26 protein-coding genes are annotated in these 26,688 nt (G+C 72.0%); 14 read left to right on the top strand and 12 right to left on the bottom strand.

Features of this window, described 5'->3' with window-relative positions:
• From uppS to IEZ03_RS24820, 3 genes are all read left to right on the top strand, one after another.
• Window positions 1-434: polyprenyl diphosphate synthase (uppS, locus tag IEZ03_RS38145; RefSeq protein WP_229808548.1), on the top strand; the 434-nt coding region annotated here is incomplete at its 5' end.
• 96 nt (window positions 435-530) lie between these two features.
• The gene (gene phoH2 / locus IEZ03_RS24815; protein ID WP_184881233.1) at window positions 531-1,898 is read left to right on the top strand and encodes an RNA 5'-3' helicase PhoH2; all 1,368 of its coding nucleotides are present in this window, start codon (window positions 531-533) and stop codon (window positions 1,896-1,898) included.
• Window positions 1,899-2,461: 563 nt separating this feature from the next.
• Window positions 2,462-3,373 carry an aggregation-promoting factor C-terminal-like domain-containing protein gene (locus IEZ03_RS24820; RefSeq protein WP_221480579.1) on the top strand — a complete coding sequence of 304 codons (912 nt, stop codon included), beginning with the start codon at window positions 2,462-2,464 and terminating at the stop codon, window positions 3,371-3,373.
• A gap of 61 nt (window positions 3,374-3,434) precedes the next feature.
• Here IEZ03_RS24820 and IEZ03_RS24825 read toward each other — a convergent pair whose 3' ends face one another.
• From IEZ03_RS24825 to IEZ03_RS24835, 3 genes are all read right to left on the bottom strand, one after another.
• Window positions 3,435-4,829, bottom strand: a complete 1,395-nt coding sequence (locus IEZ03_RS24825; protein WP_184881235.1) for a class II fumarate hydratase — start codon at window positions 4,827-4,829, stop codon at window positions 3,435-3,437.
• Window positions 4,830-4,959: 130 nt separating this feature from the next.
• Window positions 4,960-6,219 (bottom strand): serine/threonine-protein kinase, encoded by a 1,260-nt coding sequence (locus IEZ03_RS24830; RefSeq protein ID WP_132054451.1) that lies wholly within the window; start codon window positions 6,217-6,219, stop codon window positions 4,960-4,962.
• A gap of 150 nt (window positions 6,220-6,369) precedes the next feature.
• Entirely contained in the window at window positions 6,370-8,010 is a 1,641-nt protein-coding gene (locus IEZ03_RS24835; protein WP_184881237.1) for a fumarate hydratase, read from the bottom strand.
• Between the two features lie 155 nt (window positions 8,011-8,165).
• Between IEZ03_RS24835 and pdxR the strand changes: the two genes are divergently transcribed.
• Window positions 8,166-9,575 carry a MocR-like pyridoxine biosynthesis transcription factor PdxR gene (pdxR, locus tag IEZ03_RS24840; RefSeq protein WP_184881239.1) on the top strand — a complete coding sequence of 470 codons (1,410 nt, stop codon included), beginning with the start codon at window positions 8,166-8,168 and terminating at the stop codon, window positions 9,573-9,575.
• Window positions 9,576-9,604: 29 nt separating this feature from the next.
• On the top strand, window positions 9,605-9,832 hold the full coding sequence (locus tag IEZ03_RS24845; protein WP_132054989.1) for a hypothetical protein: 228 nt from the start codon (window positions 9,605-9,607) through the stop codon (window positions 9,830-9,832).
• Between the two features lie 38 nt (window positions 9,833-9,870).
• Here the strand turns inward: IEZ03_RS24845 and IEZ03_RS24850 are convergent, their stop codons facing one another.
• The 3 genes from IEZ03_RS24850 to IEZ03_RS24860 form a co-directional block, all read right to left on the bottom strand.
• A complete protein-coding gene (locus IEZ03_RS24850) occupies window positions 9,871-11,100 on the bottom strand; it encodes an MFS transporter (RefSeq protein ID WP_184881241.1) in 1,230 nt (409 codons plus the stop codon).
• A gap of 82 nt (window positions 11,101-11,182) precedes the next feature.
• A complete protein-coding gene (locus tag IEZ03_RS24855; protein ID WP_184881243.1) occupies window positions 11,183-11,980 on the bottom strand; it encodes an ABC transporter permease in 798 nt (265 codons plus the stop codon).
• A gap of 103 nt (window positions 11,981-12,083) precedes the next feature.
• Complete coding sequence (locus IEZ03_RS24860) at window positions 12,084-13,040, bottom strand: ABC transporter ATP-binding protein (protein WP_184881245.1); 957 nt, start codon at window positions 13,038-13,040, stop codon at window positions 12,084-12,086.
• An 84-nt stretch (window positions 13,041-13,124) separates the two neighbouring features.
• On the opposite strand from IEZ03_RS24860, the gene IEZ03_RS24865 reads away from it, so the two are divergent.
• Window positions 13,125-13,736, top strand: a complete 612-nt coding sequence (locus IEZ03_RS24865) for a DUF1707 SHOCT-like domain-containing protein (RefSeq protein WP_184881247.1) — start codon at window positions 13,125-13,127, stop codon at window positions 13,734-13,736.
• Between the two features lie 5 nt (window positions 13,737-13,741).
• On the opposite strand, the gene glpX is transcribed toward IEZ03_RS24865, so the two are convergent.
• The gene (gene glpX, locus IEZ03_RS24870) at window positions 13,742-14,776 is read right to left on the bottom strand and encodes a class II fructose-bisphosphatase (protein ID WP_184881249.1); all 1,035 of its coding nucleotides are present in this window, start codon (window positions 14,774-14,776) and stop codon (window positions 13,742-13,744) included.
• A 191-nt stretch (window positions 14,777-14,967) separates the two neighbouring features.
• On the opposite strand from glpX, the gene IEZ03_RS24875 reads away from it, so the two are divergent.
• Window positions 14,968-15,633: a TetR/AcrR family transcriptional regulator gene (locus IEZ03_RS24875; protein ID WP_184881252.1), complete on the top strand. Its 666-nt coding sequence runs from the start codon at window positions 14,968-14,970 to the stop codon at window positions 15,631-15,633.
• A gap of 20 nt (window positions 15,634-15,653) precedes the next feature.
• Window positions 15,654-16,466 carry a DUF4245 domain-containing protein gene (locus tag IEZ03_RS24880; RefSeq protein WP_229808549.1) on the top strand — a complete coding sequence of 271 codons (813 nt, stop codon included), beginning with the start codon at window positions 15,654-15,656 and terminating at the stop codon, window positions 16,464-16,466.
• 26 nt (window positions 16,467-16,492) lie between these two features.
• Here the strand turns inward: IEZ03_RS24880 and IEZ03_RS24885 are convergent, their stop codons facing one another.
• Window positions 16,493-16,729: an exodeoxyribonuclease VII small subunit gene (locus IEZ03_RS24885; RefSeq protein ID WP_132051996.1), complete on the bottom strand. Its 237-nt coding sequence runs from the start codon at window positions 16,727-16,729 to the stop codon at window positions 16,493-16,495.
• Window positions 16,730-16,777: 48 nt separating this feature from the next.
• The gene (gene xseA / locus IEZ03_RS24890; RefSeq protein WP_184881254.1) at window positions 16,778-17,992 is read right to left on the bottom strand and encodes an exodeoxyribonuclease VII large subunit; all 1,215 of its coding nucleotides are present in this window, start codon (window positions 17,990-17,992) and stop codon (window positions 16,778-16,780) included.
• A 22-nt stretch (window positions 17,993-18,014) separates the two neighbouring features.
• Between xseA and IEZ03_RS24895 the strand changes: the two genes are divergently transcribed.
• The gene (locus IEZ03_RS24895) at window positions 18,015-18,437 is read left to right on the top strand and encodes a MarR family winged helix-turn-helix transcriptional regulator (protein WP_308427994.1); all 423 of its coding nucleotides are present in this window, start codon (window positions 18,015-18,017) and stop codon (window positions 18,435-18,437) included.
• A gap of 95 nt (window positions 18,438-18,532) precedes the next feature.
• On the opposite strand, the gene IEZ03_RS24900 is transcribed toward IEZ03_RS24895, so the two are convergent.
• On the bottom strand, window positions 18,533-19,453 hold the full coding sequence (locus IEZ03_RS24900; protein ID WP_184881259.1) for a DUF8129 domain-containing protein: 921 nt from the start codon (window positions 19,451-19,453) through the stop codon (window positions 18,533-18,535).
• A 262-nt stretch (window positions 19,454-19,715) separates the two neighbouring features.
• Here IEZ03_RS24900 and IEZ03_RS24905 point away from each other — a divergent pair, with 262 nt between their 5' ends.
• Entirely contained in the window at window positions 19,716-20,681 is a 966-nt protein-coding gene (locus IEZ03_RS24905; RefSeq protein WP_184881261.1) for a 4-hydroxy-3-methylbut-2-enyl diphosphate reductase, read from the top strand.
• 21 nt (window positions 20,682-20,702) lie between these two features.
• On the opposite strand, the gene IEZ03_RS24910 is transcribed toward IEZ03_RS24905, so the two are convergent.
• Together IEZ03_RS24910 and IEZ03_RS24915 are read right to left on the bottom strand one after the other, a co-directional pair.
• The gene (locus IEZ03_RS24910) at window positions 20,703-21,269 is read right to left on the bottom strand and encodes a DUF6542 domain-containing protein (RefSeq protein ID WP_184881263.1); all 567 of its coding nucleotides are present in this window, start codon (window positions 21,267-21,269) and stop codon (window positions 20,703-20,705) included.
• A 56-nt stretch (window positions 21,270-21,325) separates the two neighbouring features.
• Complete coding sequence (locus tag IEZ03_RS24915; protein ID WP_184881265.1) at window positions 21,326-22,717, bottom strand: DNA recombination protein RmuC; 1,392 nt, start codon at window positions 22,715-22,717, stop codon at window positions 21,326-21,328.
• A 144-nt stretch (window positions 22,718-22,861) separates the two neighbouring features.
• Here IEZ03_RS24915 and ychF point away from each other — a divergent pair, with 144 nt between their 5' ends.
• The 4 genes from ychF to IEZ03_RS24935 all read left to right on the top strand — a co-directional run.
• Complete coding sequence (ychF, locus tag IEZ03_RS24920; protein ID WP_184881267.1) at window positions 22,862-23,953, top strand: redox-regulated ATPase YchF; 1,092 nt, start codon at window positions 22,862-22,864, stop codon at window positions 23,951-23,953.
• A 447-nt stretch (window positions 23,954-24,400) separates the two neighbouring features.
• The gene (locus tag IEZ03_RS24925) at window positions 24,401-25,420 is read left to right on the top strand and encodes a conjugal transfer protein (RefSeq protein ID WP_221480582.1); all 1,020 of its coding nucleotides are present in this window, start codon (window positions 24,401-24,403) and stop codon (window positions 25,418-25,420) included.
• 62 nt (window positions 25,421-25,482) lie between these two features.
• On the top strand, window positions 25,483-25,767 hold the full coding sequence (locus IEZ03_RS24930; protein WP_132052010.1) for a hypothetical protein: 285 nt from the start codon (window positions 25,483-25,485) through the stop codon (window positions 25,765-25,767).
• A 38-nt stretch (window positions 25,768-25,805) separates the two neighbouring features.
• Window positions 25,806-26,688, top strand: an 883-nt coding sequence (locus IEZ03_RS24935) for a conjugal transfer protein (protein WP_189241235.1), incomplete at its 3' end; no start/stop codon positions are given.

Here is a 26,688-nt window from a genome sequence, read left to right on the forward strand (position 1 = left end):
ACGTCAAGCCCGTCGGCGCCCTCGACCTGCTGCCCGATAAGACGGCCCGTGTCCTCAAAGATGCGGGTGAGGCCACATCCGGGGTTCCCGGCCTGATTGTGAACGTCGCCGTTGGGTATGGAGGTAGGCGTGAGATCGCTGATGCGGTGCGCTCTCTGCTCATCGAGCAGGCGAGTCGGGGCACCAGCATCGAGGAACTCGCCGAGTCCCTCGACGTGGAGCACATCGCGGAGCATCTCTACACGCGCGGCCAGCCGGATCCGGACCTGGTCATCCGCACCTCGGGGGAGCAGCGTCTCTCCGGCTTCATGCTCTGGCAGAGCGCCCACTCGGAGTTCCACTTCTGCGAGGTCCACTGGCCGGACTTCCGCAAGGTCGACTTCCTCCGGGCCATGCGCTCGTACGCCGCGCGGCACCGGCGCTACGGCACCTGACGGCCGGCCTTCCGTTCAGTCTTCCGGTCTGCCTTCGACCACCGGCCCCAGGCCGCCTGCGCGTCACCGGTACGTCCCCATGATCAGGGAGATCGAGTGGCCATAACCTCCGCGCGCCGTCCTGGTACGTCCGGGAACACCACCGGGACGAACGTTCCGGACCGGCGCACGTACGTCCTCGACACCAGCGTCCTGCTCGCCGACCCGGGGGCGATGACCCGGTTCGCCGAGCACGAGGTCGTACTCCCCATCGTCGTCATCTCCGAGCTGGAGGGGAAGCGGCACCACCCCGAGCTCGGCTACTTCGCCCGGCAGGCGCTGCGCACGCTCGACGACCTCCGGCTGCGGTACGGGCGGCTGGACGAGCCCGTGGCGGTCGAGGGGCCGCTCGGCGACCAGGGTGGAACGCTCCGCGTCGAGCTGAACCACTCCGACCCCAGCGTGCTCCCGGACGGGTTCCGCCTCGGCGACAACGACACCCGGATCCTCTCGGTGGCCGCGTGGCTCGCCCATGAGGGACGCGACGTCGTCCTGGTCTCCAAGGACCTGCCGATGCGGGTGAAGGCGTCCGCCGTCGGCCTGGCCGCCGAGGAGTACCGGGCGGAGCTGGCGGTCGTGGAGTCCGGCTGGACCGGGATGCGCGAGCTGGAGGTTCCCGCGAGCCTCGTCGAGGAGATGTTCGAGACGGGCAGCGCGGACATGGAGGAGGCGCGGGACCTGCCGTGCCACACCGGCCTGCGGCTGCTGTCGGAGAAGGGCTCGGCGCTCGGCCGGACGCAGCCGGACAAGTCCGTGAAGCTGGTGCGCGGCGACCGCGAGGTGTTCGGGCTGCGCGGCCGGTCCGCCGAGCAGCGGATCGCGCTCGACCTGCTGATGGACGAGGACGTCGGCATCGTCTCGCTCGGCGGGCGGGCCGGCACGGGCAAGTCGGCGCTCGCCCTGTGCGCGGGGCTGGAGGCCGTCATGGAGCGGCGTCTGCACCGCAAGGTGGTGGTGTTCCGCCCCCTGTACGCGGTCGGCGGGCAGGAGCTCGGCTACCTGCCGGGCACGGAGAACGAGAAGATGTCGCCGTGGGGCCAGGCCGTCTACGACACGCTGTCGGCGGTCACGACCCCGGAGGTCATCGACGAGGTCGTGGACCGCGACATGCTGGAGGTCCTGCCGCTCACGCACATCCGCGGGCGCTCGCTGCACGACGCGTTCGTGATCGTGGACGAGGCGCAGTCGCTGGAGCGCGGCGTCCTGCTGACCGTCCTGTCGCGGATCGGCACCGGCTCGCGGGTCGTGCTGACCCATGACGTGGCGCAGCGCGACAACCTGCGGGTCGGCCGGCACGACGGCGTCGCGGCGGTGGTGGAGCGGCTCAAGGGCCACCCGCTGTTCGCGCACGTGACGCTGACGCGGTCGGAGCGGTCGCCGATCGCCGCTCTGGTCACCGACATGCTCGGTGACGTCGGCGTCTGAGGCGCCTGAGAAGGGTTCCCGCGGACCCCCGGTGGCCGGTCGGCCACCGGGGGTCCGTCGTTGCCGGGCGAGGCAACGGTTGTCCACGGACGGTGATCGACAAACCCCGCAACGTCAGTCTGTGAGGAAGGTCACATAAGGCGGGTCGAAGGGCGAGATCCCCTGGTCCCCTCGGAGTTTCGGCGGCGTCCCGGCCGAGTTGACAGCGGCCCCACCCGCAGCAATTGTCTCGTTTCGGTTGCGAAGCCTCCCTCGACCTCCGGCATTGTGGCTCCCCGTAAGCACCCCCGAGCGGTGCCGGCCGTGGCGCGGCCCCCAGTGAACGCGCGGCGGACACGGCGCGGCCCGGATCCGGAGCCGCCCGACCGCGGACGGCCGGACCGGGGGTGGAAGCAGTTCGTGCGCGTGCCCATGCGCGTGCGACCGTCGGAAGGACCGCCTTGTACGGAGACCGTCCCGGGTCCCCTAGGCGAGACGAACGACAGAGCTTTGCCCCCCACGAGCCGTGGCCGGCCGCGGAGTCCCCCTCCGCGCCGCCCGGCCCGGCCCCGTACCCGGGCGGCGTGCGCGACGCGTTCGTCCCCGCCGCGCAGCCCCCGGCCGCCGAGACGGCCCCCCAGCCCGCGGTGGCCGCCGCGGCGCGCGCGGAGGACGTGAAGGTCGCCGGTGCGGACCGCACCCGCGCCGCCGCCCCCGCCGGTGACACCCTCGGCTTCGACGCCTTCCCGCCCGGGCCGGCCGGCGCCGCCGCGGACCCCCGCGACGAGATCGCGTCCGGCGGAGGCCACGCCGCCCGCCCCGCCGGCCGGCGGGCCGCCTCCGGCAAGCGCACCGGCATGCGCGTCGTGGCGGTCGCCGCCGGCGCGGCGGTCGTGATCGGCGGCGGTGCCGCCGCGGCGTTCGCGCTGACCGGCGGCTCGGACGACGACAACGCCACCGTCAAGCCGACCCAGCAGCTCGCCGACGCCGCCCCCAAGGTCGACCCCCGGGTGCTGGAGGAGCAGCGGCGCCGGCTCGCGATGGAACGCGCCTCCCGCGAGACGCGCCAGTACAGCGGCAAGGGGGTCGACCTCCGCCCCAAGGGCGAGCCGCTCCCCACCAAGACGCCGGAGAAGAAGAAGGACGACGGCGGCAGCGGCGGCGCCGCCCCGGTCGCCGACCCGGTCCCGGCGGGCGAGGCGCAGCAGATCGCCAAGAAGATGATGCCGAGCTTCGGGTTCACCGGCGACGGCGAGTTCGGCTGCCTGGTGAAGCTGTGGGACAAGGAGAGCGGCTGGCGGACCAACGCGGCCAACCCCACGTCCGAGGCGTACGGCATCCCGCAGGCCAACCCCGGCTCCAAGATGGCCAGCGCCGGCGCCGACTGGCGCACCAGCGCCTCCACGCAGATCAAGTGGGGCCTCGGCTACATCAAGGACCGCTACAAGACCCCGTGCGGCGCGTGGTCGCACTCGCAGCGCATCGGCTGGTACTGAGCCTCCGACGAGGGCCGCGCGCGTCCCAGGGGCTGAGAAGGCCGCTGGGACGCGCGGAACGTCACGACGACCCGGTCATCCCCAGCACGTCCAGGGCCTCGTCGAGCTGCTCGACGGTCAGCTTCCCGTCCGCCACGTAGCCGCGTTCGAGCACGACCTCGCGGATCGTCCGGCGCTCGCTCAGCGCCTGCTTGGCGACCTTCGCCGCCTCCTCGTAGCCGATGTAGCGGTTCAGCGGCGTCACGATCGACGGTGACGACTCCGCGTACTCGCGCATCCGCGCCACGTCCGCCTCGATGCCGTCGACGCAGCGGTCGGCGAACAGCCGCGACACGTTCGCCAGCAGGGTGATCGACTCCAGCACGTTGCGGGCCAGCATCGGCAGCATCACGTTCAGCTCGAAGTTCCCCGACGCGCCGCCGAACGCGACCGCCGCGTCGTTGCCGATGACCTGGGCCGTGACCTGCATGACCGCCTCGGGGAGGACCGGGTTCACCTTCCCCGGCATGATCGACGAGCCGGGCTGCAGGTCGGGCAGCCGGATCTCCGCCAGCCCGGCGCGCGGCCCCGAGCCCATCCAGCGCAGGTCGTTGGCGATCTTGTGCAGGCTCACCGCGATCGTGCGGAGCGCGCCGCTGGCCTCGACCAGCCCGTCCCGCGCGCCCTGCGCCTCGAAGTGGTCGCGGGCCTCGGTCAGCGGCAGGTCCGTGGCGCGCGCGATCTCCTCGATGACGCGGGCGGCGAAGCCGTCCGGGGTGTTGATGCCGGTGCCGACCGCCGTCCCGCCCAGCGGCAGCTCCGCCAGCCGGGGCAGGACCGCCTCCAGCCGCTCCACGCCGTGCCCGATCTGCGCCGCGTAGCCGCGGAACTCCTGGCCCAGCGTGACCGGGGTCGCGTCCATCAGGTGGGTGCGGCCGGATTTCACGGCCGTGCGGAACTCGTCCGCCTTGCGCGCCAGCGCGTTCTCCAGGTGCCGCAGCGCGGGGATGAGGTCGTGCAGGACGGCCCCGGTCGCCGCGATGTGGATGGACGACGGGAACACGTCGTTGGACGACTGGGAGGCGTTCACGTGGTCGTTGGGGTGCACCGGACGGCCGAGCCGCTCCTCCGCCAGCGTCGCCACGACCTCGTTGGTGTTCATGTTGGACGACGTCCCGGACCCCGTCTGGAACACGTCGATCGGGAACTCGCCGTTCCACCTGCCGTCCGCGACCTCCCGGGCCGCCTCGGTGATCGCGCCCGCGAGGTCCTCGCCGAGCACGCCGAGCTCGGCGTTCACCGTCGCCGCCGCGGCCTTGATGTGGCCGAGCGCGGCGATGTGCGCGTCCTCCAGCGTCCGTCCCGAGATCGGGAAGTTCTCCACCGCGCGCTGCGTCTGCGCACGCCACTTCGCCGCCGCCGGCACCCGGACCTCACCCATGGAGTCATGCTCGATCCGGAACTCGCGCTCACCCATGGCACGTCACCTCCGCCTGGAACCCTGAGACCATCCTCGTCGATGGCGGCCGTGGTCGATGGCAGCCGTCCTCAATGGCAGCCTCGCCGCGGCGCGTCCCATTCCCAGGCGGAGCGTTCCGGGACCTAAGTCACTCCTTGTTGATGGTGTAGTTCTTGCGCTCGCCCTGGCCGCCGACGGCCTTCTGCTCGCCGTTCACCCAGACGTCGCAGGCGGAGGCGTCGTAGATCACCGCGTTGATGCGCGGCTGGTCGTACTGCCGCGCCTCGTTCTGCTTCAGCGTCTCGTCGCTGAGCACGGTGATCACGTTGCCCGGCACCGACACGAAGATCTTGCAGGAGTCGTTGCGGGCCCGGACGACGAGCGTGCTCGTGTCGATGCCCGGCGGCGCCTGCGCGTCGCTGCTCGCGGGACTGGACGTCGTCGCGGTCGCGGAGGGGCCGGGGCCCTCCCGCATCATGCCGACGATGAGCGCGGTCGCGCCGATGCCGCAGGACGCCACGGTCGCGCCGATGAGCGCGATCACGGCCATCAGCCGGTAGCGGGGCGTCGTCTGGCGGCGCCCCGACCGCGGTCCGGCCATCGCGCGCTCCAGCCGGTCGACCGCGCGGGCGTGGCTGAGCCGCCGCGTCGGGTTCTTCTCCAGCAGCCCGGTGATGACGGGCGCCAGGGCGCCGGCGTTCTGCGGGGCGGGCGTGGACTCGTTGGCCAGGGCGCTCAGCGTCGCCATCACGTTGTCGCGCTCGAACGGAGGATGGCCCTCCAGAGCGGCGTACAGCGTCGCGCCGAGCGACCACAGGTCGGACCGGGGGGTGGCCTTCTCTCCGGCGGCGACCTCCGGGGCGACATAGGCGGGGGAGCCCATGAAGTGGCCCGTCTTGGTCAGGCTGGCCGACCCCGAGGAGAACGCGAGGCCGAAGTCGGTGAGCACGACCCTGTCGCCGTCCAGCAGGACGTTGCTGGGCTTGAGGTCGCGGTGCACTATGCCGGCCTTGTGCGCGGTGTTGAGGGCGTCCAGGAGGGCGCGGCCGATGTGCGCGACGCGTTCGGGTGGCAGCGGCCCCGAGCGCTCGATGAGATGTTCGAGGCTGGGCGCCTCGATCATCTCCATCACGATCCAGGGCCGGCCCTGCTCGATGACCACGTCGTACACCTCGACGATGGAGTGCGTGCGCAACTGAGCCGGCGCGCGCGCCTCTCTGAGGGTACGGCGGTAGAAGACCACCCGGTCGTCCTCGGAAAGGTCCTCTGGGAGGCGCAGCTCTTTGATCGCCACCGAGCGATCGAGGAGCTCGTCATGCCCTCGCCAGACGGTGCCGTTGGCACCTTGGCCGATTTCCGAGACCAGCCGGTAGCGCGTCGCTAGCACGAGGCGCTCTGACTGTGACATGGCGGAAAAGATACCGGAGTGGCCAGGCGGTCATCGGGGAGACCTCATTACCAACGTCGATTTTGGGCCGATAATGTGACCTACCGGCCAGAAACATCGGGGAATGCCCTCTGGCGGCCCCCTCGACGGGCTGGCGGAGGCTGCCGAACGTCAGCGCCTGCCGATGCTGAGGACGGGTCCGGTGGTGTCGGCGAAGAAGTCCTCGCCCTTGTCGTCCACCACGATGAACGCCGGGAAGTCCTCCACCTCGATCTTCCAGACGGCCTCCATCCCGAGCTCGGGGTACTCCAGGACCTCCACCTTCTTGATGCAGTCCTGGGCGAGCCGCGCGGCGGGCCCGCCGATCGAGCCGAGGTAGAAGCCGCCGTGCTCCTTGCAGGCGTCGGTCACCTGCTTCGACCGGTTGCCCTTCGCCAGCATGACCAGCGAGCCGCCCGCCGCCTGGAACTGCTCGACGTAGGAGTCCATCCGCCCGGCCGTGGTGGGGCCGAAGGAACCGGACGCGTAGCCCTCCGGCGTCTTCGCGGGCCCCGCGTAGTACACGGCGTGGTCGCGGAGGTACTGCGGCATCGGCTCGCCCGCGTCCAGCCGCTCCTTGATCTTGGCGTGCGCGATGTCGCGGGCGACGACCAGCGGCCCGGTCAGCGACAGCCGCGTCTTCACCGGGTACCGGGTCAGCTCGACGCGGATCTCGGCCATCGGCCGGTTGAGGTCGATCCTGACCACCGCGTCGTCGAGCTGGTCGTCGGTCGTGTCCGGCAGGTACTGCGCCGGGTCGGTCTCCAGCCGCTCCAGGAACACGCCCTCCGCGGTGATCTTGGCGAGGGCCTGCCGGTCGGCGCTGCACGACACCGCCATCGCCACCGGGCAGGACGCCCCGTGCCGCGGGAGCCTGATCACCCGCACGTCGTGGCAGAAGTACTTGCCGCCGAACTGCGCGCCGATGCCGAGCTTCTGCGTCAGCTCGAACACCTGGAGCTCCAGCTCCAGGTCGCGGAAGCCGTGGCCCAGCGCCGAGCCCTCGGCCGGCATCGTGTCCAGGTAGTGCGCCGACGCGTACTTCGCCGTCTTCAGCGCGTACTCGGCGGACGTGCCGCCCACGACGATCGCCAGGTGGTACGGCGGGCACGCGGCGGTCCCCAGCGAGCGGATCTTCTCCTCCAGGAAGGACATCATCCGCTTCGGGTTAAGAACGGCCTTCGTCTCCTGGTAGAGGAAGGACTTGTTCGCGCTGCCGCCGCCCTTGGCCATGAAGAGGAACTTGTACGCGTCACCCGGCGTCGCGTAAAGCTCGATCTGCGCGGGCAGGTTGCTGCCGGTGTTCTTCTCCTCCCACATCGTCACCGGCGCCAGCTGGGAGTAGCGCAGGTTCAGTTTCGTGTAAGCGTCGTACACGCCGCGGGAGATGTGCTTCTCGTCGTCGCCGTCGGTCATGACGTGCTGGCCGCGCTTGCCCATCACGATCGCGGTGCCGGTGTCCTGGCACATGGGCAGGACGCCGCCGGACGAGATCCCCGCGTTCTTCAGCAGGTCAAGCGCCACGAAACGGTCGTTGGGGGACGCCTCGGGGTCGTCCAGGATCCGCCGGAGCTGCGCCAGGTGCGCGGGACGCAGCAGGTGCGAGATGTCGCGCATGGCGGTCTCGGTGAGCAGCCGCAGCGCCTCCGGCTCGACCTGCAGGAACGTCCGCCCGTTCGCGTCGAACGTCGAGACCCCGTCGGAGGTCAGCAGCCGGTAGTCGGTGTCGTCCGGGCCGAGCGGCAGCAGGTCGGTGTAGGAGAACTCAGGCATCTCAGGCAGATCCTCGCGCGATTCCGATGGGCCGGACCACAGGGTACGACCTGGGTCCCCGGGACGGGCACGGCACCCGGCCGCGACACCCGCCATGGCACCCCGCGCGACACCGGGCCGTGACACGGGCGATCCCTCCCGGCGCTGAACATGATGTGACCGACCTTCATCTGCCCCTCGACCGCAGCGCCGGGCGGCTGGCGGCCCAGATCGCCGCGGGCTTCCGCTCGGCCGTGCGGTCCGGCCGGCTGACCGCCGGGACGCGGCTGCCGTCGAGCCGTGACCTCGCCCGCGACCTGGACGTCTCCCGCGGTGTGGTCGTCGCCGCCTACGAGCAGCTGACCGCCGAGGGATTCCTCGTCGCGCGGCGCGGCGACGGCACCCGCATCGCGCCGCTCGCCCGCCCGGACGACGAGCCCGAGCCCGCGTCCGCGCCGGGCGGCTCCCCGCGCCCGGACCCCGCACCCGCCTACGACCTGTGGCCGAGCCTCCCCGACCTGGCGTCGTTCCCCCGCGACCGCTGGATCGCCGCCGCCCGCACCGCGCTGCGCACGCTCCCGCACGACGCGCTCACCTACCCCGACCCCGGCGGCGTCCACGCCCTGCGGGCCGAGCTGTCCGGCTACCTCGCCCGGGTCCGCGCCGCGCACACCGACCCGGCGCGGATCGTGATCATGAACGGGGTGGCGCACGGGCTGTCGGCGCTGCTGCGGCTGCTGCGCGCCGACGGGCACACGGCCCTGGCCGTCGAGGACCCGACCAGCGACCGGCAGCAGCCCATGCTGGACGCGTCCGGCCTCCGGACCGTCCGCGTCCCCGTGGACGCCGAAGGCGTGGACGTCGAAGCGCTCGCCCGCACCCGGGCGCGGGCGGTCCTCGTCACGCCCGCCCACCAGTACCCGACCGGCGTCGTCCTGTCCGCGGCCCGCCGCGCCGAGCTGATCGCCTGGGCGCGGGACGTCGACGGGCTGATCCTGGAGGACGACTACGACGCCGAGTTCCGCTACGACCGCGAGCCCGTCGGCTGCCTCCAGGGCGTCGAGCCCGACCGCGTCGTCCTGCTCGGCTCGGTCAGCAAGTCCCTGGCCCCCGCGCTGCGCCTCGGCTGGGCCGTCGCACCGCCCGCCCTGGCCCAGCGGCTGCGGGAGCACCGCGAGAACACCGACCTCGGCACGCCCGTCCTGGACCAGCACGCCCTCGCCGAGTTCCTCAGAGGCGGCGGCTACGACCGCCACCTGCGCTCGATGCGGCGGCGCTACCGGTACCGGCGGGACGCCCTGGCGAAGGCGCTGGACGTCCACCTGCCCAACGCGATGGTTCACGGCGTCTCAGCGGGCATCCACCTCTATGTGGAACTACCCGCCGGACTTGACGAGAACGAGGTCGTCGCCCGCGCCGCACGCGCCGGGGTGGCCGTCGCGGGCGCCCGCCCCATGTGGTCCCCGGCACGTGCGGGGGACGCGCCGCCCGCGCTCGTCCTCGGCTACGCCCGCCTCACCGAGACGCACCTGGTCAAGGCGGCGGAACTCCTTGGCCAAGCGGTTACCCACGGTGCTGAGGGGTAGGACAAGCATCCCTGGTGTAGGAGGTATGCATGAGTCTCGAAGAGGCCGCTCGACAGCTGAAGATGGCCGCCCACGACGCCGAGGTGGCCTTCGACTGCGTCGGCCTTGGCGACCTCGAAAGGGCACAGGAGCACGCCGTGACCCTGCGCGCCGCGGCCGACGCCGCCGAAGTGGCACTGAGCCGCGCCCTGCAGGACCTGACGCCGGAACAGGCCCAAGCCGAAGGCGAACGAGCCATCTCGGCGATGGAGGGGTAGTTGTGTTAGCCCAGGGGGGCGACCCCCTGGGCTAAGGCTCAGACCGTGGGGCGTTGCATGGTGGGGGCTGGTGGGCGGGCGTCCTTTACGCGGGTCGGGTCGAAGCCGCGGGCTGTGGCGAAGACGACCAGGATCAGGGCGGTGGGGGCTATGAAGGCCAGGCGTAGGCCGTGGTCGGCGCTCAGGGGGGCTATGGCGCCCACCAGGGCCGCGCCCAGGACGAAGCCGACGTAGTTGAAGATGTTGACGCGGGCCACGGCCACGCCCAGGCCCGTGGGGTCGACCCGTCCGGCGGCGGTGAAGCAGACCGGGGCGATCACGGCCAGGCCCAGTCCGGCGACGGCGAACGCGGCGATGCCGAAGGCCGCGTTGGGGGCGGCGACGACGCCGGTCATGCCGGCGATGCCGACGGCGGCGCCGAGCCGGACGACCCGGACGGGGCCGGAGCGGCGGACTACGAGGTCGGCGACGGCGCGGCTGGCCACCATGGCGACCTGGTACGCCACGTAGCCGAGCGGCGCGACCCAGTCCGCGCCGGACAGCTCGTCGTCGAGGTACTTGGCGCCGTAGTTGGAGATGGCGGAGTCCGCGAGGTAGGCGACGGCCATCGCGGCGCCGACGATCAGGATCGGCCGCCAGGGGACGCGGCGTCCGGCGGCCTTGAGCTCCTCGGCGGTCGGGCCTTCGCCCTCCTCGTCGCGGGCGTAGAGGCGGTGGCCGGTGGCGAGGGAGCCGGCGATGCCGGCGGCGGCCGCTATCGCGAAGCAGGCGGCGAGCGGCAGGTCGATCCGGTTGCTGAGGGCCGCCCAGAGGCCGCCGAGGATGCCGGCGACGCTCCAGACGGCGTAGAAGCCGGTGATGAGGCTCATGCCGTAGCGGCGCTCGACGGCGACGGCCTGGGCGTTCATCGAGGCGTCCACCGCGCCGACGAACAGGCCGAACGCCGCCACCGCGACGTACAGGGCGAGGTCGTTGTCGCCGGTGAGGCCGATCAGCGCGATCGTGACGGCGACCGCGGGCTGCGACGCCCGCAGCACCGGGCCGCTGCCGAACCGCTTGAACAGCGCACCGGACACGACGCTGCCCACCCCGGCGACGACCGGGACCATCAGCAGCACCAGCGCGAGCGTGCCGTCGCTCAGGTGGTGGGCCTTCTGCATCTGGGGGACCTGCGTCACCAGGGAGGCGAAGCAGAGCCCCTGGACGGCGAACGCCGTGTAGGCGGAGAGCCGGGCTTGCCGATCCCGTGCGGTGATCTCCTGGCTCATATGGCCCGACCCCTCTGCGGCGCACACAACGTGAAGAAAGTTCGCGTCAGCGTAGGAGCACGGGACGCCGCTGGTCAACGGGTCAGTCGATGAGGCGCTTGCGCATCCCGCGGACGGCGATCGTCCACATCAGCGCCGCGAAGAGGACAAGGGCGCCGAGGTGCCCGAGGTCCGCCAGCGGATCCAGGCCGAACACCGCGTCCCGGACCAGCTCCACGCAGTGGTAGAGCGGGTTGAAGTACGAGACGGTCTGCGCCCAGCCGGGCAGCGCCTCGACCGGGAAGAACGTCCCCGCGATCAGGAACAGCGGCGTCACCACACCGGTGATCACGTAGTCGAACGAGTTGATGGACGGCACCACCGACGACGTCCACGTCCCGAACAGGCCGAAGCCCAGCGCGGTGAAGAACGTCACGATCGGGACGAGCAGCATCCCCCACGAGGGGTCCAGGCCGAAGAACAGCGCCACCACCAGCGGCGTGCACGAGTACACCGCCGACTTGGCCGCGATCCACAGCGCCTCGGCCGTCACCAGCTCGTGGACGTCGACGGGCGTGGCGAGCATCGCGTCGTAGGTGTGCTGGAACACGCGCCTGATGTAGCCGTTGAACATCCCCGGGAACACCGACGTGAACAGCGCCGCGACCCCGACGACGCCGGTCGCGACGAAGTCCAGGTACCGGTAGTCGCCGATGACCGCGATCATCGAGCCGAACCCGTAGCCGAACGCGAGCAGGAAGAACGTCGGCTCCACCATCGAGGCGAACGACTGCGACTTCCAGTACCGCTTGTAGAGGGCCAGCTCGTGGCGCCAGATGCCGCGGACGGGCGCGAACTCGAAACGGCGGAGGCGCGGCGCCCGTTCCACTTGAACGCTCATCTCTGCCTCCTTCGGGGGACGACCCCCCGCGCCCCCCGGTTCGCTGCGCTCATCTCTGCTTCCCGCGGGGGGTCGACCCCCCGCGCCCCCCGGTTCGCTGCGCTCATTCCACGCGCTCCCCGGTCAGTACCACGAACACGTCTTCGAGATTGGCGGCGCGGCGCACGCCGTCCGGGCCCAGCTCGTCCTCCAGGGACGGCGGGATGGTCTCGGCCTTCAGGACCGACACCGAGGGGCCCGTGCGGCGCGTGGACAGGCCGGCGCCCTGGGCGATCCGCTCCACCTCGGTCAGCCGGTCGGGCGGCCCGTAGTGCTCGACGACCCGGGCGCCCGCGTACTCGGCGACCAGCACCGACGGCGAGCCCCGGGCGATGACGCGGCCGTGCGACATCAGCGCGCAGTCGTCGGCGAGCCGCTCGGCCTCCTCGATGTAGTGCGTCGACATCAGGACGGTCGTACCCCGCGCTCGCAGCCCGTCGATCAGCCCCCACAGCTCCGCCCGCACCTGCGGGTCGAGGCCGACGGTCGGTTCGTCCAGCAGGACGAGGGCGGGGGAGTGGACGAGTCCGCGCGCGATCAGCAGCCGCCGCCGCATCCCGCCGGAGAGGTCGTCCACCTTCGTGAGCTGCTTGCCGGTCAGGTGCGCCAGCGCCAGCGCGTCGTCGACCGCCTGCCGCCGCGCCCGGCGCGGGACCCGGTACAGATGCGCGAACACTTCGAGGTTCTCGCGGGCGGTCAGCTCCTCGTCCAGATTGTCCTGCTGCGGGACGACCCCCATCACGGCCCGCGCGCGCTTGGACTCGCGCGGGACCTCGAACCCCAGGACGCGGATGCCGCCCTCGTCGGCGATGGCCTGCGCGGTCAGCATCTTCATCGTGGTGGACTTCCCGGCGCCGTTCGGCCCGAGCAGCCCCAGGCACACCCCCGGCGGGACCTCTAGGTCGAGCCCGTCCACGGCGGTGAAGTCGCCGAAGCGCTTGACGACGCCGCGCAGGCTGATGGCCGCCTCCCGGCCGTCCCGCTCGGGGGCGGCCTCGGCCTGGACACGTTGCACCGTCATGAACCTCACAGTACGGAAATCAAGGGACATAGCCCCAACGGTTTTCCGGGCTGTGCCGTCTCGCCCGGAGGTTAGTCTCTAAGGGTGGACGTCCCCCAGCATCCGGCACCCGGGAAGGTGACGCGCGTGCGCGACCTGCGCGCGTCCGACGCCGACCGGGAACGCGTCGTCGCCGTCCTCGGCGATGCGCTCGCCGACGGCAGGCTCACCATGGAGGAGCACTCCGACCGCACCTCCCGCGCCTACGCCGCCCGCACGCTGGGCGAGCTCACCGGCCTCACGGGCGACCTCATCCCCGCGGAGGCCCAGCCCATCCTCGTGGACGACCGCCCGGTCTCGGTCTTCTTCGGCCGCACCCGCCGGGACGGACGCTGGGTCGTCCCGGTGAAGCTCCCGCTGCTCGCCCTGTTCGGAACGGTCGAACTGGACCTGCGCGAGGCCGTCCTCCAGCGCCGCCACATCGTGATCGACTCGCTGGTCCTCGGCGGCCGGGTCCGGCTCCTCGTCCCCGAGGGCGTCCGCGTGGACGTCACCGGCCGCACCATCCTCACGACCCGCGACGTCCGCGCACGCCCCGCGGACGAGGGCCCGACCATCGAGCTCGGCGGCACGATGATCTTCGGTTCCGTCCGCGCCCGCGCCCCGAAGCTGCCGCTGCGCGCCCGCGTCCGGAACCGCCTCGGCCGCGGCCGGTAGCACCGTCAGGACGCGGTGTCGAAGTTGATCGCGCTGTAGGCGCGGAGCTTGCTCAGCTGGTGCTCGCTGGAGATCGTCCGGATCGTCCCGCTGCGCGAGCGCATGACCAGCGAGTGCGTGACGGCCGTGCCCTTGCTGTAGCGGACGCCGTCGACGAGCTCGCCGTCGGTGATGCCGGTCGCGGCGAAGAACACGTCCTCGGACGTCACCAGGTCGTCGGTGGTGAGCACCCGGCCCAGTTCGTGCCCGGCGTCCACGGCCTTCTGCCGCTCCTCGTCGTCCTGCGGCCACAGCCGGCCCTGGATCACCCCGCCCAGCGCCTTGATCGCGCAGGCCGCGATGATGCCCTCCGGGGTGCCGCCGATGCCGAGCAGCAGGTCGACGCCCGTCCCGGGGCGGCACGCCATGATCGCGCCGGCCACGTCGCCGTCCATGATGAACTTGATCCGCGCGCCGGCCTCGCGGACCTCCTTGGCGATGCCCTCGTGCCGCGGCCGGTCGAGGATGCAGACGGTCACGTCGTTCGGCGACGAGCCCTTCGCCCGCGCGATCGCCCGGATGTTGTCGCCGACCGGGCGCTCGATGTCGACGGCGTCCGCCGCCTCGGGACCGGTCACGAGCTTCTCCATGTAGAACACCGCGGACGGGTCGAACATCGACCCGCGCGGCGCCACCGACAGCACCGCGATCGCGTTGTTCATGCCGAGCGCGGTCAGCCGCGTCCCGTCCACCGGGTCGACCGCGACGTCGCACTCCGCGCCGGAGCCGTCGCCGACCTGCTCGCCGTTGAACAGCATGGGGGCGTGGTCCTTCTCCCCCTCGCCGATCACCACGACGCCCTGCATCGACACCGTGTTGATCAGCTGCCGCATGGCGTTCACCGCGGCCCCGTCGGCGCCGTTCTTGTCCCCGCGGCCGACCCAGCGGGCCGCGGCCAGCGCGGCGCCCTCGGTGACCCGGACCAGCTCCATCGCGAGGTTGCGGTCCGGAGCCTCCGGCTCGGTCGTCAGCGGAGAGGAAACGGTGGTCTCGTCGGACATGACGCGGCGCCCCTTCGTTCGGTGGTGACTCGGATTCTCGGTGGACCGGACGCCCTGCCACAAATTGGACCAGACCAACGGGAGCGCGGGGTGCACCGGCCCTGTGGACACGGATGCCGGCCGGGCCGGATTTGACGGTCACACGGGCAAGGGATCGTTTCCCCATGGGAGAGGGCGTAATCTCAGGCGTCATGAGCAGCCACATCGACGTCCCGTCCGGCGAGGTGTCACACAACGGGGGGACGCGGTCCGGCGACGCCCCCGCGCGGACCTCCGACCGCGGCGCCGCCACCCGCGGCGCCCTCCTGGCCGCGGCGAGGGACGTCTTCTGCGAGTCGGGCTTCGCCCAGGCCGCCGTCACCGACATCGTCGCCAAGGCGGGCGCGAGCGTCGGCAGCCTGTACCACCACTTCAACGGCAAGGCCGACCTGTACCTCACGCTGTTCGAGGAGTTCCAGGCCGGCCAGCAGGAGCGCACCCGCGAGGCGATCAGCGCCGTGCGGGAGGCGGGCGAGACCGACCCGATGCGGCTGTTCATCGCCGGCGCCGGCGCCTACCTCAACGGCTGCCTGGAGGAGCGGGACGTCGCCCGGCTGTTCATCTCCGGCGACGGCCCGCCCGGCTTCGACCGCGTCATGCGGCAGCGGCTCAACAAGTGGGCGCGCCGCAACGCCGCCCTGTTCCACACCGCGGACGGCGGCGTCGACGAGGCCCTGGTCATGGTGCTGACGGGCGCGATGGCGGGCGCCGTGTCGGAGATCTCGCTGCTGGACGACGAGGACGCCGCCCGCAGGCTCGCCGAGGAGATCATGGGCATCGTCGGCACGATCAGGAACCCCCGTACCGAGCAGCGCTGACCGTACGGGATCCTTGAAGGGTGACCGACAAGACCCCACCTTCCGTCCCCGAAGCCGAGGACGCCCCGCGCGAGGCGGAGGCTCCGCGTGAGCACGACGTCCCCCGTGAGGAGGGCGTCGTCCCCCGTGAGGAGGGCGTCCGGAACGAGGCCGCCGGGCGGCGCGAGCCCGGGGCGTCGGGAGCGGGCGGCGGCCCGGCCCAGGGGCCCGCCGGCGCCGGACGGCCCGTGATCGAGGTGAGCCCCGCCGTGCACAAGCGGCTGACCACGGGGCTCGGCGGCTTCAGCATGGCGATGGCCGCGTGCCTGGTGCTCGTCCTCGCGATCTACGTCGTCACGCCGCGCAGCGACGAGCAGATCCTGCCGACCGTCGACTACAACGCCCAGCTGTGGGCGATGAGCAACGACGCCCCCTTCACCGTGTACGCCCCCGAGGGCCTTTCGGGGCAGTGGCGGCCCACCAGCTCGCGGGTGCACGGCCTCGGCAAGGGCGGCGACGAGCCCGTCGCGTGGCACCTGGGCTTCGTGACGCCCGGCGACGAGTACGCGGCCCTGGAGCAGAGCAACGAGAAGGCGTCCGAGTACATCCCGCGCATGACCAACAGCAGCATCCCCATCGGGACGCACCAGGTCGGCGGCGACGCCTGGAACAAGTACCACCGCAAGGACAAGAAGGCTAACTCCCTCGCCCGGACCCTCCCGGACGGGACGAGCCTGGTCGTGACCGGCACCGCCACCTACGAGGAACTGGCGGTCCTCGCGGCCTCGCTCAAGCCCCAGCCGAAGGACGGCACGTCCCTGACCCCCACGGGCACGGCCACGCCGGGCTCGTAGGCTCTGGGCCCTGGAAACGGGGGCTCCTAGAACGGCGCTGGGGCGTCGCCCTCCTCGGGCTGCGCCATCGCCGCGGCCAGCCGCGCGCGGGCGCCCTCCAGCCACTCCTCGCAGATCGCCGCGAGCTTCTCGCCCCGCTCCCACAGCGCGAGGGACTCCTCCAGCGTCAGGCCGCCTGCCTCCAGCCGCTTCACGACGTCGGCCAGCTCGTCCCGCGCCTGCTCGTACGACGGCTTGCCCGCCGTCCCCGTCTCGTCCGCCATCCGCTCCACTCTTCCATCCTCGGGAACAACCCATACCCCCGGAACGCCTCACGACCCGCCGTGCTCGTCGACCGTCACGCCCAGCCGGCCGCCGGCCAGCCGGACGTGGAGCCGCTCGCCCTCCGCGACGCCCGCGGCCTCCCGCACGACCGCCCCGTCCTCCCGCTGGACGATCGCGTACCCGCGCTCCAGCGTCGCGGCGGGGGACAGGGCCAGCAGCCGGGCGCGGGTGTGCGACAGCTCGTCCCCGGCCCGGTCCAGCGCGCCGGACAGGCAGCGCCGCGCCCGGTCGCGCAGCGCCAGCACCCGCTCGGACTGCCGCTCCACCTCCCGCACCGGGTCGGCCAGCGCCGGCCGCGACCGGATCGCCGCCAGCCACGCCAGCTCCCGCTGCACGCCGCCCGCCAGGCAGCGCCGCCCCCGGTCGCGCAGCTGCCGGACGAGCTGCAGCTGCTCCCGCACGTCCGGGACGGTCTTCTTCGCCGCGTCGGTCGGGGTGGACGCGCGCACGTCCGCCACCAGGTCCAGGAGCGGCGAGTCCTGCTCGTGCCCGATCGCGCTGACCACCGGGGTGCGGGCGGCGGCGACCGCGCGGACCAGCGCCTCGTCCGAGAACGGCAGCAGGTCCTCCATCGCGCCGCCGCCCCGCGCGATGACGATCACCTCGATCTCGGGGTCGGCGTCCAGCGCCCGCAGCGCCTCCATCACCTCGCCCACCGCGTAGGAGCCCTGCACCGCCGTGTTCTCCACCCGGAACGCCACCGCCGGCCACCGCCGCCGGGCGTTCTCCAGGACGTCGTGCTCGGCGTCGGAGTCGCGCCCGCAGATCAGCCCGATCTTGCCGGGCAGGAACGGCAGCGGCCGCTTGCGCTCCGGGCGGAACAGCCCCTCGGCGGCCAGCACCCGCTTCAGCCGCTCCAGCCGGGCCAGCAGCTCGCCGACGCCGACCGGCCGGACCTCCAGCACGCTGAGCGAGAACGTCCCCCGGTTGATCCAGAAGTCGGGCTTGGCGTGGACGACGACGCGGGCGCCGTCGGTCACCGCGGGCCCGGCCGCCTCGAACACCGCGCGGGGGCCGACGACCCGCACCGACATGTTCGCCACGGGGTCGCGGAGCGTCAGGTAGACCGTCCCCCCGCGGGCGTTGAGGTCGGTGATCTGCCCCTCGACCCAGATGCGGCCGAGCCTCCCGATCCAGCCGCTGACGGCCTGCAGCACCGTCCGCACCGGGACGGGCGATTCGGCCGAGGTCTCCATCGCCATGCGGGCACCCTACGGTGAGACCGTGACCGCATCCGAACGCGAGCTCGCCGAACGGCTCAGCCTGCGCCTCCGCCACCTCGTGCTGATGCTGCGCCGGGTCAGCGCCGACCAGCCGATCACCAGCCAGCAGCTGTCCGTCCTCGGCTCCCTGGAGCAGGGGCCGCGCCGGATGACGGAACTGGCCGCCGAGCACGGCGTCCGGCTCCCGACCATGACCGCGCAGGTCAACCGGCTCGAACGCGACGGGCTGGTCACCCGCGGCCGGGACGGCGCCGACGCCCGCGTCGTCACCGTGCGGCTCACCCGGACCGGACGCGACCGCCTGTCGTCCGGACGCGAGCACCGCATCGACCTCCTGGCGGAACGGATCGCGCGGATGACGGACGAGGAGCGCGCGGCGGTCGCCGCGGCTCTCCCCGCCCTGGACAAGCTCTTCACACCCTGAACGGCCCCGAACTGCACCGGACGTGAGAAGGGCCCCCGGATCGTCCTCCGGAGGCCCCTGTCATGCGTTCACGGGTCTGCCCATGCGTTCGCGGGTCAGGTGGTGCCGTTGAGCTTCGCGATGCGGCGCTCGTACATGCGGATGACGTCCTCGCGCCCGGCGTGCTTGCGCTCGTACTCGCGCAGCAGCTTCACCTGCTCGACGGACAGGCCGCGCAGGCGCGCGCGCAGCTGCGGCAGCGTGGCGCTGTCGTAGTCCGGGACGGGCAGGTCCTCCACGAGGTGCTCGGCCTCGGCCTGCGCGGCGGGCTTCAGCTCCGGCTTCGGCTCGAACGCCGCCTCGTCCTCGGCCTTCGCCTCGTCCTCCGCCTTCGCCTTGTCTTCGGCCTTGGCCTTGTCCTCGGCCTCCGGCACGTTTTTGCCCTTCGGCGGGCTCCCGGGCGTGTCGGCGGGCTTCGGGCTCGGGGCCGGCTCGGCCTGCGCCGCCGGCTCCGGCTTCGGCTCGGCGGGCGCGGGCTCCGGCGCGGGCTCGGCGAACGGGCCGGCCTTGTCCGCCCGGTGCTTGCCGGGGGCGGCGGGCCTGCCGGGCGCCGCGGTGCGCTTCGGCGGCTTCGGCGGCGGCCCCGGGCGGGTGTGCCTGGGCGCGGAACGCGTCCCGGCGCCGGGCTTGCCGATCGTGATCTCCTCGCCGGCCTTCCGCGCGGCCGTGGCCGACGCCTTCGGCCGTCGCGCGGGCTCCGGCTCGGCTTCGGGCTCCTCGCCGCGGACGCGCTCGACCACGCGGCCCACCACCTTCTCGGCGGTGGTGTGCACGTCGTCGCGCAGCCGCCCGAGCACCGGCTTCACGCCCTCGCCCTGGGTGATCTCCTTGTAGTCCCGGGTCACCCGGTCGCCGAGCAGCAGGGCCCGGCCGACGCCGAACATGGCCAGCCGGACGGCGTGCAACGGGAGGTCACGGACCTGTTCGCCCACCGTGTCCTGAACCTGCTGCTTGAGGCGGCGCGGCGATCTCGTCATCGTCTTTCCTCTTCCTTGCCGTCCTGAACACCGGATCGGGTCATGCGGCTGCGTCTCGTCGAAGTTCACTCTGCCCCATGGGTGCGAGGGCGGTCACCCCGGGCTAATGGATTTCCGTCCAAAAGCGGCGTGCCGTGGCTCACACCCGCGTCCCGCCGTAAGCCCTATCCCCATCGGCGGCGGTGTTAGCCGCGCGTTCGCGCGGGTCAGGCAAGGTGACCCATGCTGCACGGCATTGTGCGGTCACTCGTACGATAGAGGCATGACCGCCAACACTCAGCGCCGTGTCCTGCTCGCCAAGCCGCGTGGTTACTGTGCGGGCGTCGACCGCGCCGTCGAGACGGTCGAGATCGCCCTGGAGAAGTACGGGGCGCCGATCTACGTCCGCAAGCAGATCGTCCACAACGTCCACGTCGTCAAGACGCTGGAGGAGCGCGGCGCGATCTTCGTCGACGAGACCGAAGAGGTCCCCGAAGGGGCGATCGTGGTGTTCTCCGCGCACGGCGTCGCGCCGTCGGTGCACGAGGAGGCCAAGGGGCTCGACCTGCGCACCATCGACGCGACGTGCCCGCTGGTCACCAAGGTCCACAAGGAGGCCGTGCGCTTCGCCGCCGACGACTACGACATCCTCCTGATCGGCCACGAGGGCCACGAGGAGGTCATCGGCACCACCGGCGAGGCCCCCGACCACATCCACCTCGTGGACGGGCCCGAGGACGTCGCCAACGTCACCGTCCGCGACCCCGAGAAGGTGGCGTGGCTGTCGCAGACCACGCTGTCGGTCGACGAGACCGTCGCCACCGTCGAGAAGCTCCGCGAGCGGTTCCCCAAGCTGATGGACCCGCCGTCCGACGACATCTGCTACGCCACCCAGAACCGGCAGGTCGCCGTGAAGGAGATGGCCGTGGAGTCCGACCTCGTCATCGTGGTCGGCTCGACCAACTCCTCCAACTCCGTCCGCCTGGTCGAGGTGGCCAAGGAGCACGGCGCCGCCAACGCCTACCTGGTCGACTACGCAGAGCAGATCGACCCCGCCTGGCTGGAGGGCGTCACCACGGTCGGCGTCACCAGCGGGGCCTCCGTGCCGGACGAGCTGGTCCAGAGCGTGCTGGCCTGGCTGTCCGAGCGGGGCTTCGGCGAGGCCGAGGAGATCGAGTCCGTCAAGGAGCACATGCGCTTCTCGCTTCCGAAGGAACTCCGCAAGGACCTCCGCATCACCCCCGTCTAGGGGCGTCCCCCGCGAAGGGGGTCAGTCCACCTCGCCGTGGTGCAGGCGGCGCTCCTGCGTCGTCGTGGGGGACTCGTCCCACCGGACGGGGTTCTCGTTCTCCTCTTTCTCGAAGAGGCGGACGCCGGCGAGCTTGTCCCGCAGTTCACGGACGTTCGTCATCAGGCCGCGGGACAGGCAGATCACGACCGTCAGCAGCGTCCCGAAGAACAGCCACGGCGCCGTCGCGGCGAGCGTGGCGAGGACCCCGACGGTGACGCCGCGCATCAGCGACCCGTTGCCGAGCGTGGTGGCGAACTCGACCGCGAACGTGGCCGCGAAGAACACCAGCGGCGGGCTGACGACGAGCGTGAGCAGGTCGGCCGGACGGGTGGCGAACGCGGCCAGGGCGCAGCCGATCGCGAATCCGGCCCCGGCGAGCAGCGGCACGCCGAGCCAGCGCGACAGCAGCCCGCAGACCACCCCGGCGCCGAAGATGACGACGATGCCGCCGCGCCCGGTGAGCGCGACCGGGCTCGCCGCGGCGGCGGCGGCCGCGGCCGGGCGCGGAGACGGCCGCGAGGACGATGCACCGCGCCGACCTCGCACTCGACCCCCCGGGACCGGCGACGTGCCGCCCGGCGCGTCGCGTACCGACGATGAACTCATGGCCACCTCTCTCGCCGATCAAGCCGATCTGTCCGCTCGGGGATGGCCCGTCCGCCGAAACCTACCGGTTCCGTGGCCGAGTCAGGATGAGGCCGCCGCTCCTCGCTTGCGTTGTGGTCGTCCTCAATGGGGTCGTCTTCTAGGGAGACGGGGTCCTCGTCCAGGGGAGCACCGAAACCGGGGTCGTGTCCGGTCAGTTCGGCCGCAGAGAGCGAGCGGGGGCTTTCCTCGACCGGACGGGGGCCGTCCAGGTCGTCATCGACCACGCCCAGTTCGTTCAGCTTGCGCGCACTGACGAGCACGCGCGTTTCCAGCGATCCGACCGTCCGGTTGTAGGACTTGATTGCGCCGGTCAGCGCGCGGCCCAGTTCGTCTACGTGCTGGCCCATCGTGCCCAGCCGCTCATACAGCTCCTTGCCCAGGTCGAACACCGCGCGGGCGTTCCGTGAGAGCGCCGCCTGCTGCCATGCGTACGACGCCGTCCGCAGCATGGTGATGAGCGTCGTGGGGGTGGCGATGTGCACCCGCCGCCGCATCGCGTACTCCAGCAGGCCGGGGTCGCGGTCAAGCGCCGGTGCGAGGAACGCCTCGCCCGGAATGAACAGGACGACGAACTCCGGCGCGGGACTGAACGCCTGCCAGTACGACTTCGCCGCGAGGCGGTCGACGTGGTCGCGCAGATGGCGCGCGTGGGCGTCCAGCCGTACCGGATCGCCGCTCTCCGCCGCCTGCAGGTACGCGGCCAGCGACACCTTGCTATCGACCACGATGCTCTTGCCGCCGGCCAGCCGCACCACCATGTCCGGACGGACGGTGCCGTTGACCGTGAACGAGCTGGCCTGCTCGTCGAAGTCGCAGTGGTGCGCCATCCCCGCCAGCTCCACGACGCGGCGGAGCTGGAGCTCGCCCCACCGCCCCCGCGCCTCGGGCCGCTGCAGCGCCCGCACGAGCGACTGCGTCTCGCGCCGCAGCTGGTCGGAGCTCTGCCGGACGAAGTCGACCTGCTTGGCCAGCATCGCGTGCGACTCCCGGCGGCCCGTCTCGACCTCGCGGAGCTGCTCCTCGACCTTCGCGAGCGTCTCCTTCAGCGGCGCGACGAGGTGCTCGACGGCCTGCTGCCGCCGCTGGAGGTCCCCGGCCGCCTCGGCGCCGGCGGCCTTGAGCCGGGCGTCGGCCAGTTCCAGGAAGCGCTGGTTGCTGGCGTCCAGCGCCCGCGCGGACAGGTTCTCGAAGTGCTCGGCCATCCGCTCCTCGGCGTAGGCGAGCTTCTCCTCCGCCGCCCGCGCCCGTGCGATCAGCGAGCCCTGCCTGCCCGTCGCGAGCGCGTATCCGGCGACGACGCCGAAGACGGCTCCGACGAGGAGGCCGGCGAACAGCGCGAGGTCCATCCGTTCATCGTGACAGCGCGGTCGCGAACGCCGGTCGCGACGCGCCGTGTCGGCCCACCTCACCGGACATTCGGGTCGACCCGCGGCCCGCCGGGCGATCCGGGCAGCCCGAGGGGTCCGCGGACGGCCATAAACTTGACGGCCGTGAGCCTCTCCATCGGAATCGTCGGCCTGCCGAACGTCGGCAAGTCCACCCTGTTCAACGCGCTGACCAAGAACGACGCGCTGGCCGCCAACTACCCGTTCGCGACCATCGACCCCAACGTCGGCGTGGTCGGGGTGCCCGACCCGCGCCTGACCGTGCTGGCGGAGATCTTCGGCTCGCAGAAGATCATCCCCGCGACGATGGAGTTCGTCGACATCGCCGGCATCGTCCAGGGCGCCTCCGAGGGGCAGGGCCTCGGCAACAAGTTCCTCGCCAACATCCGGGAGACCAGCGCGATCTGCCAGGTCATCCGGGTGTTCGAGGACCCTGACGTCACCCATGTCGACGGGGACGTCGCCCCCTCCCGCGACATCGAGACGATCAACACCGAGCTGATCCTCGCCGACCTCCAGACGATCGAGAAGGCGCTGCCGCGCCTCGACAAGGAGGCGCGCACCAAGAAGGACAAGGACAAGCTCGCCGTCGTCGACGCCGTCCAGGCCGCCCAGAAGCTCCTGGACGACGGCATCACGCTCTTCGCGGGCGCCGAGAAGGCCGGGATCGACCTGTCGCTCCTGCGCGAGCTCCAGCTGCTCACGGCCAAGCCGTTCCTCTACGTCTTCAACCTCGACGAGGTGGAGCTGACCGACGAGGCGCTGCGCGCGCGCCTGCGCAGCCTGGTCGCCCCTGCCGAGGCCATCTTCCTCGACGCCAAGATCGAGGCCGAGCTGATCGAGCTGCCGGACGACGAGGCCCTCGAACTGCTGCAGAGCATGGGGCAGGAGGAGCCGGGGCTGGCGCAGCTCGTCCGCGTCGGGTTCGCGACCCTGGGCCTGCAGACGTACCTGACCGCGGGCCCGAAGGAGGCGCGGGCCTGGACGATCCGCAAGGGGGACACCGCGCCGGAGGCCGCCGGGGTCATCCACACCGACTTCCAGCGCGGCTTCATCAAGGCGGAGGTCGTCTCGTTCGACGACCTGACCGCCGCCGGCTCCATGGCCGCCGCCCGGTCCGCGGGCAAGGTCCGCATGGAGGGCAAGGAGTACGTCATGCAGGACGGCGACGTCGTGGAGTTCCGCTTCAACGTCTAGGGCGCCGGGGCCCGCGCAGGGTCGTGACCTGTGTGATTTTGGCAACAGCGGGTGCTCGTGAGGGCCGTGTGGCCGCTGAGCTGGGTGTTCTGTCGTGAGATGTCCCGATTGTGACACTTTGTCGGATTCTTTCGGGAAGAAAGTGCGAGCGCCACCGCCACCCGGTAACCAACCAACTCCCGACTCGTGCTGCTTGTCCGGTACCTGGACCTGCGCACTGTTCGGAGCCCTGGATAGGGGATCGTCACCGTTTGGCAATCTTCCCCGTTCCTGCTGAGGTGGATTGCATTATCCACAACCGCGTGCCGGGGCTGTGCTTTGCTGGGATGCGCTGGAAGAATTGACGCCCGTGGTTACCCTGGGCCCGAGGTGGGTTCAGAAAGGCCACCGGCACATGATCAGACACACCAGCGCGCCGACCGGGGGCGAGGCGCGAGCGGAGGCGGGATGGCTCGCAGGTCGGCCGTGGGACGCGGCCGTGACACGGCCGTGGTCGAGGAGACGGCGGCGCCCGGCCGGGCGCTCTCGTCGTCCGTCGACCCCTGGGACCCGCCCGGCGGCGACCGGCGCGGGCGCTCCGGTGGCGGCGGCCGCGGCGGTGGGCGCTGGAGCGGTTCCGGCGGACGCTGGTGGGTGTGGGCCGGACGCGCCGTCCTCTGGGCGGTGATCATCGTCATCCTCGTCAACGGCATCCGCGCCCCCTTCGAGCGCTTCACCGCCGACGAGACCTCCGGGGGGCCCGCGACCACGGCCAAGCCCCCGCGCGGTGCCGGGTTCCCCAGCAGCGCCGCCGGCGCGTTCGCCCTCCAATTCGCCGACGTCTACCTGAACTTCGACCAGAACGGCGCCGCCGCCCGCGAGGCGCAATTGCGGACCTTCCTGCCCGACGGCGCCGACCCCCAATTCGGCTGGAACGGCGCCGGCAAGATGCAGGTGCAGTCCATCCAGGTCGCCGGAGTGGACGCCCGCGACGCCAACAACGCGACCGTGACGCTGCTCGCCCGCAACGGCGAGAAGTGGCTGCGGCTCGCCGTTCCCGTGTACGCCGACAGGGGCGGGTCGCTGGTCGTGTCCGCCCGTCCCGCGCTGCTTCCCCCGCCCGCCAAGGCGCAGCTGCCCGAGAGCGGCGTCCAGAACCGCGACACCGCGCTCGAAGGCGAGCTCCAGCCGTTCCTCGGCACCTTCTTCCAGGAGTACGCGACCGGCAACCAGGAGGCCCTGTCGCGCTTCTCCGACGGGACCACCATCGCCGGTCTCGCCAACTCCGTGACCTTCGTCCAGGTCAGGGAGGTCGTGGCGCCGAAGGGATCGCCGGGCGAGCGCACCATCACCGCGACCGTCGTCTGGCGTCCCGCCGCCGGCGGCGACGGCGAACTGGAGCAGACCTACCAGCTCGCCATGGTGAAGCGCGGCGACAAGTGGCTCGTCCGCAACATCCGCGGGACCACGCGACCGGACGCATCATGAGAGGCCCTGATTTGAGCGAACCGACCCCCAGCGAACCCGCCGACCGAGGAAGGTGAACATCGATGCTGCACCACATTTTCGCGTCGATTCCCTACGACCTCCTTGCGGCGCCCAATGACGAACTCAAGACCGATCAGCTCGCCGACTGGCTGCGGCAGATATTCGGTCCGCTGTTCCTGGTGATCGTCTCCATTGTGGCGATCTTCTTCCTGTTCACCCGCGAGATCACGCGTTTCGTGCAGTTCATCCTTCTGGCGATCGGAATCGGGGTGGTCTTCTACGTGCCCAACATCATCGAGACCACGGCCAAGGCGATAGCCACGGCCCTCGGCGTGGACGTCAGCTGACCGGCAACACGTGCTCGCGCGGTTAGGGGAGTAGGGGCGTGGATCTACCCACGTACACGAACATCTGGCGCATCGAGAAGCGGCTGTACAAGCTGTACGACCTGCGGCTGCCCATGCCGCTGCCGCTCGTCCAGATCGGCGTCTTCCTCGGCGTGTTCGTGCCCTGGATCGTCCTGCTCCGGATCGTCGGCATCCCGTTCGAGTCCCCCTGGCACGTGCTGTACATCGTCCCGCCGGGGGTGCTGACCTGGCTCGCCACCCGCCCGGTCATCGAGGGCAAGCGGCTCACCGAACTGCTGCTCTCCCAGGGCCGCTACCTCGCCGAGCCCCGCACCTGGTGCCGCCTCACCCCGATCCGCGAACCCCGCGAGGTCGTCATCGTCGCCCGCGTCTGGCGCCGCGCCGAGGCCCCCGCCCCGGCCGCCGCCGTGGAACGCGCCGCGATCAAGTCCCACCGCAAGGCCCGGCAGCAGCCCGCCGCCGTCCCCGCCGCCGTCCCCGCCGCCGTCCCCGCCGCGGGGCCCGCCCTGGGGGCCGCCGCGGCGCCCGCCGCCCCCGCGCTCGTCCCGACCCCGGCCACGTCCCCGGCCCCCCCGCCGCTGGTCGAGCAGGCCGCCCCCCTGCCCGAGCGGGCCGCCCCGGCCGAGCTGCCCCCGCCGCCGAAGCCCTGGCGCCGCACCACCCGCGACATCTCCCACGAGCACGACGTCCAGCCCTTCCACGCCGACCTCGAACGCCCCCCGGCGACCCCCCAGCTGGAGACCCCGCCCCCCGGCTCCGGCAAACGAGCCCTGGCCTCCGGCATCCGCCGCCCCGGCGCCCCCACCGAGTTCTGGCAGGCCACCCCCCACCCCACCCGCCCCGACATCCCCCAGCACCCGACCCCGCCGCCGGGCACGCCCGAGCCACCGCGCCACCCCC

The organism is Actinomadura livida (assembly GCF_014648675.1).
GTDB classification, from domain to species: domain Bacteria; phylum Actinomycetota; class Actinomycetes; order Streptosporangiales; family Streptosporangiaceae; genus Spirillospora; species Spirillospora livida.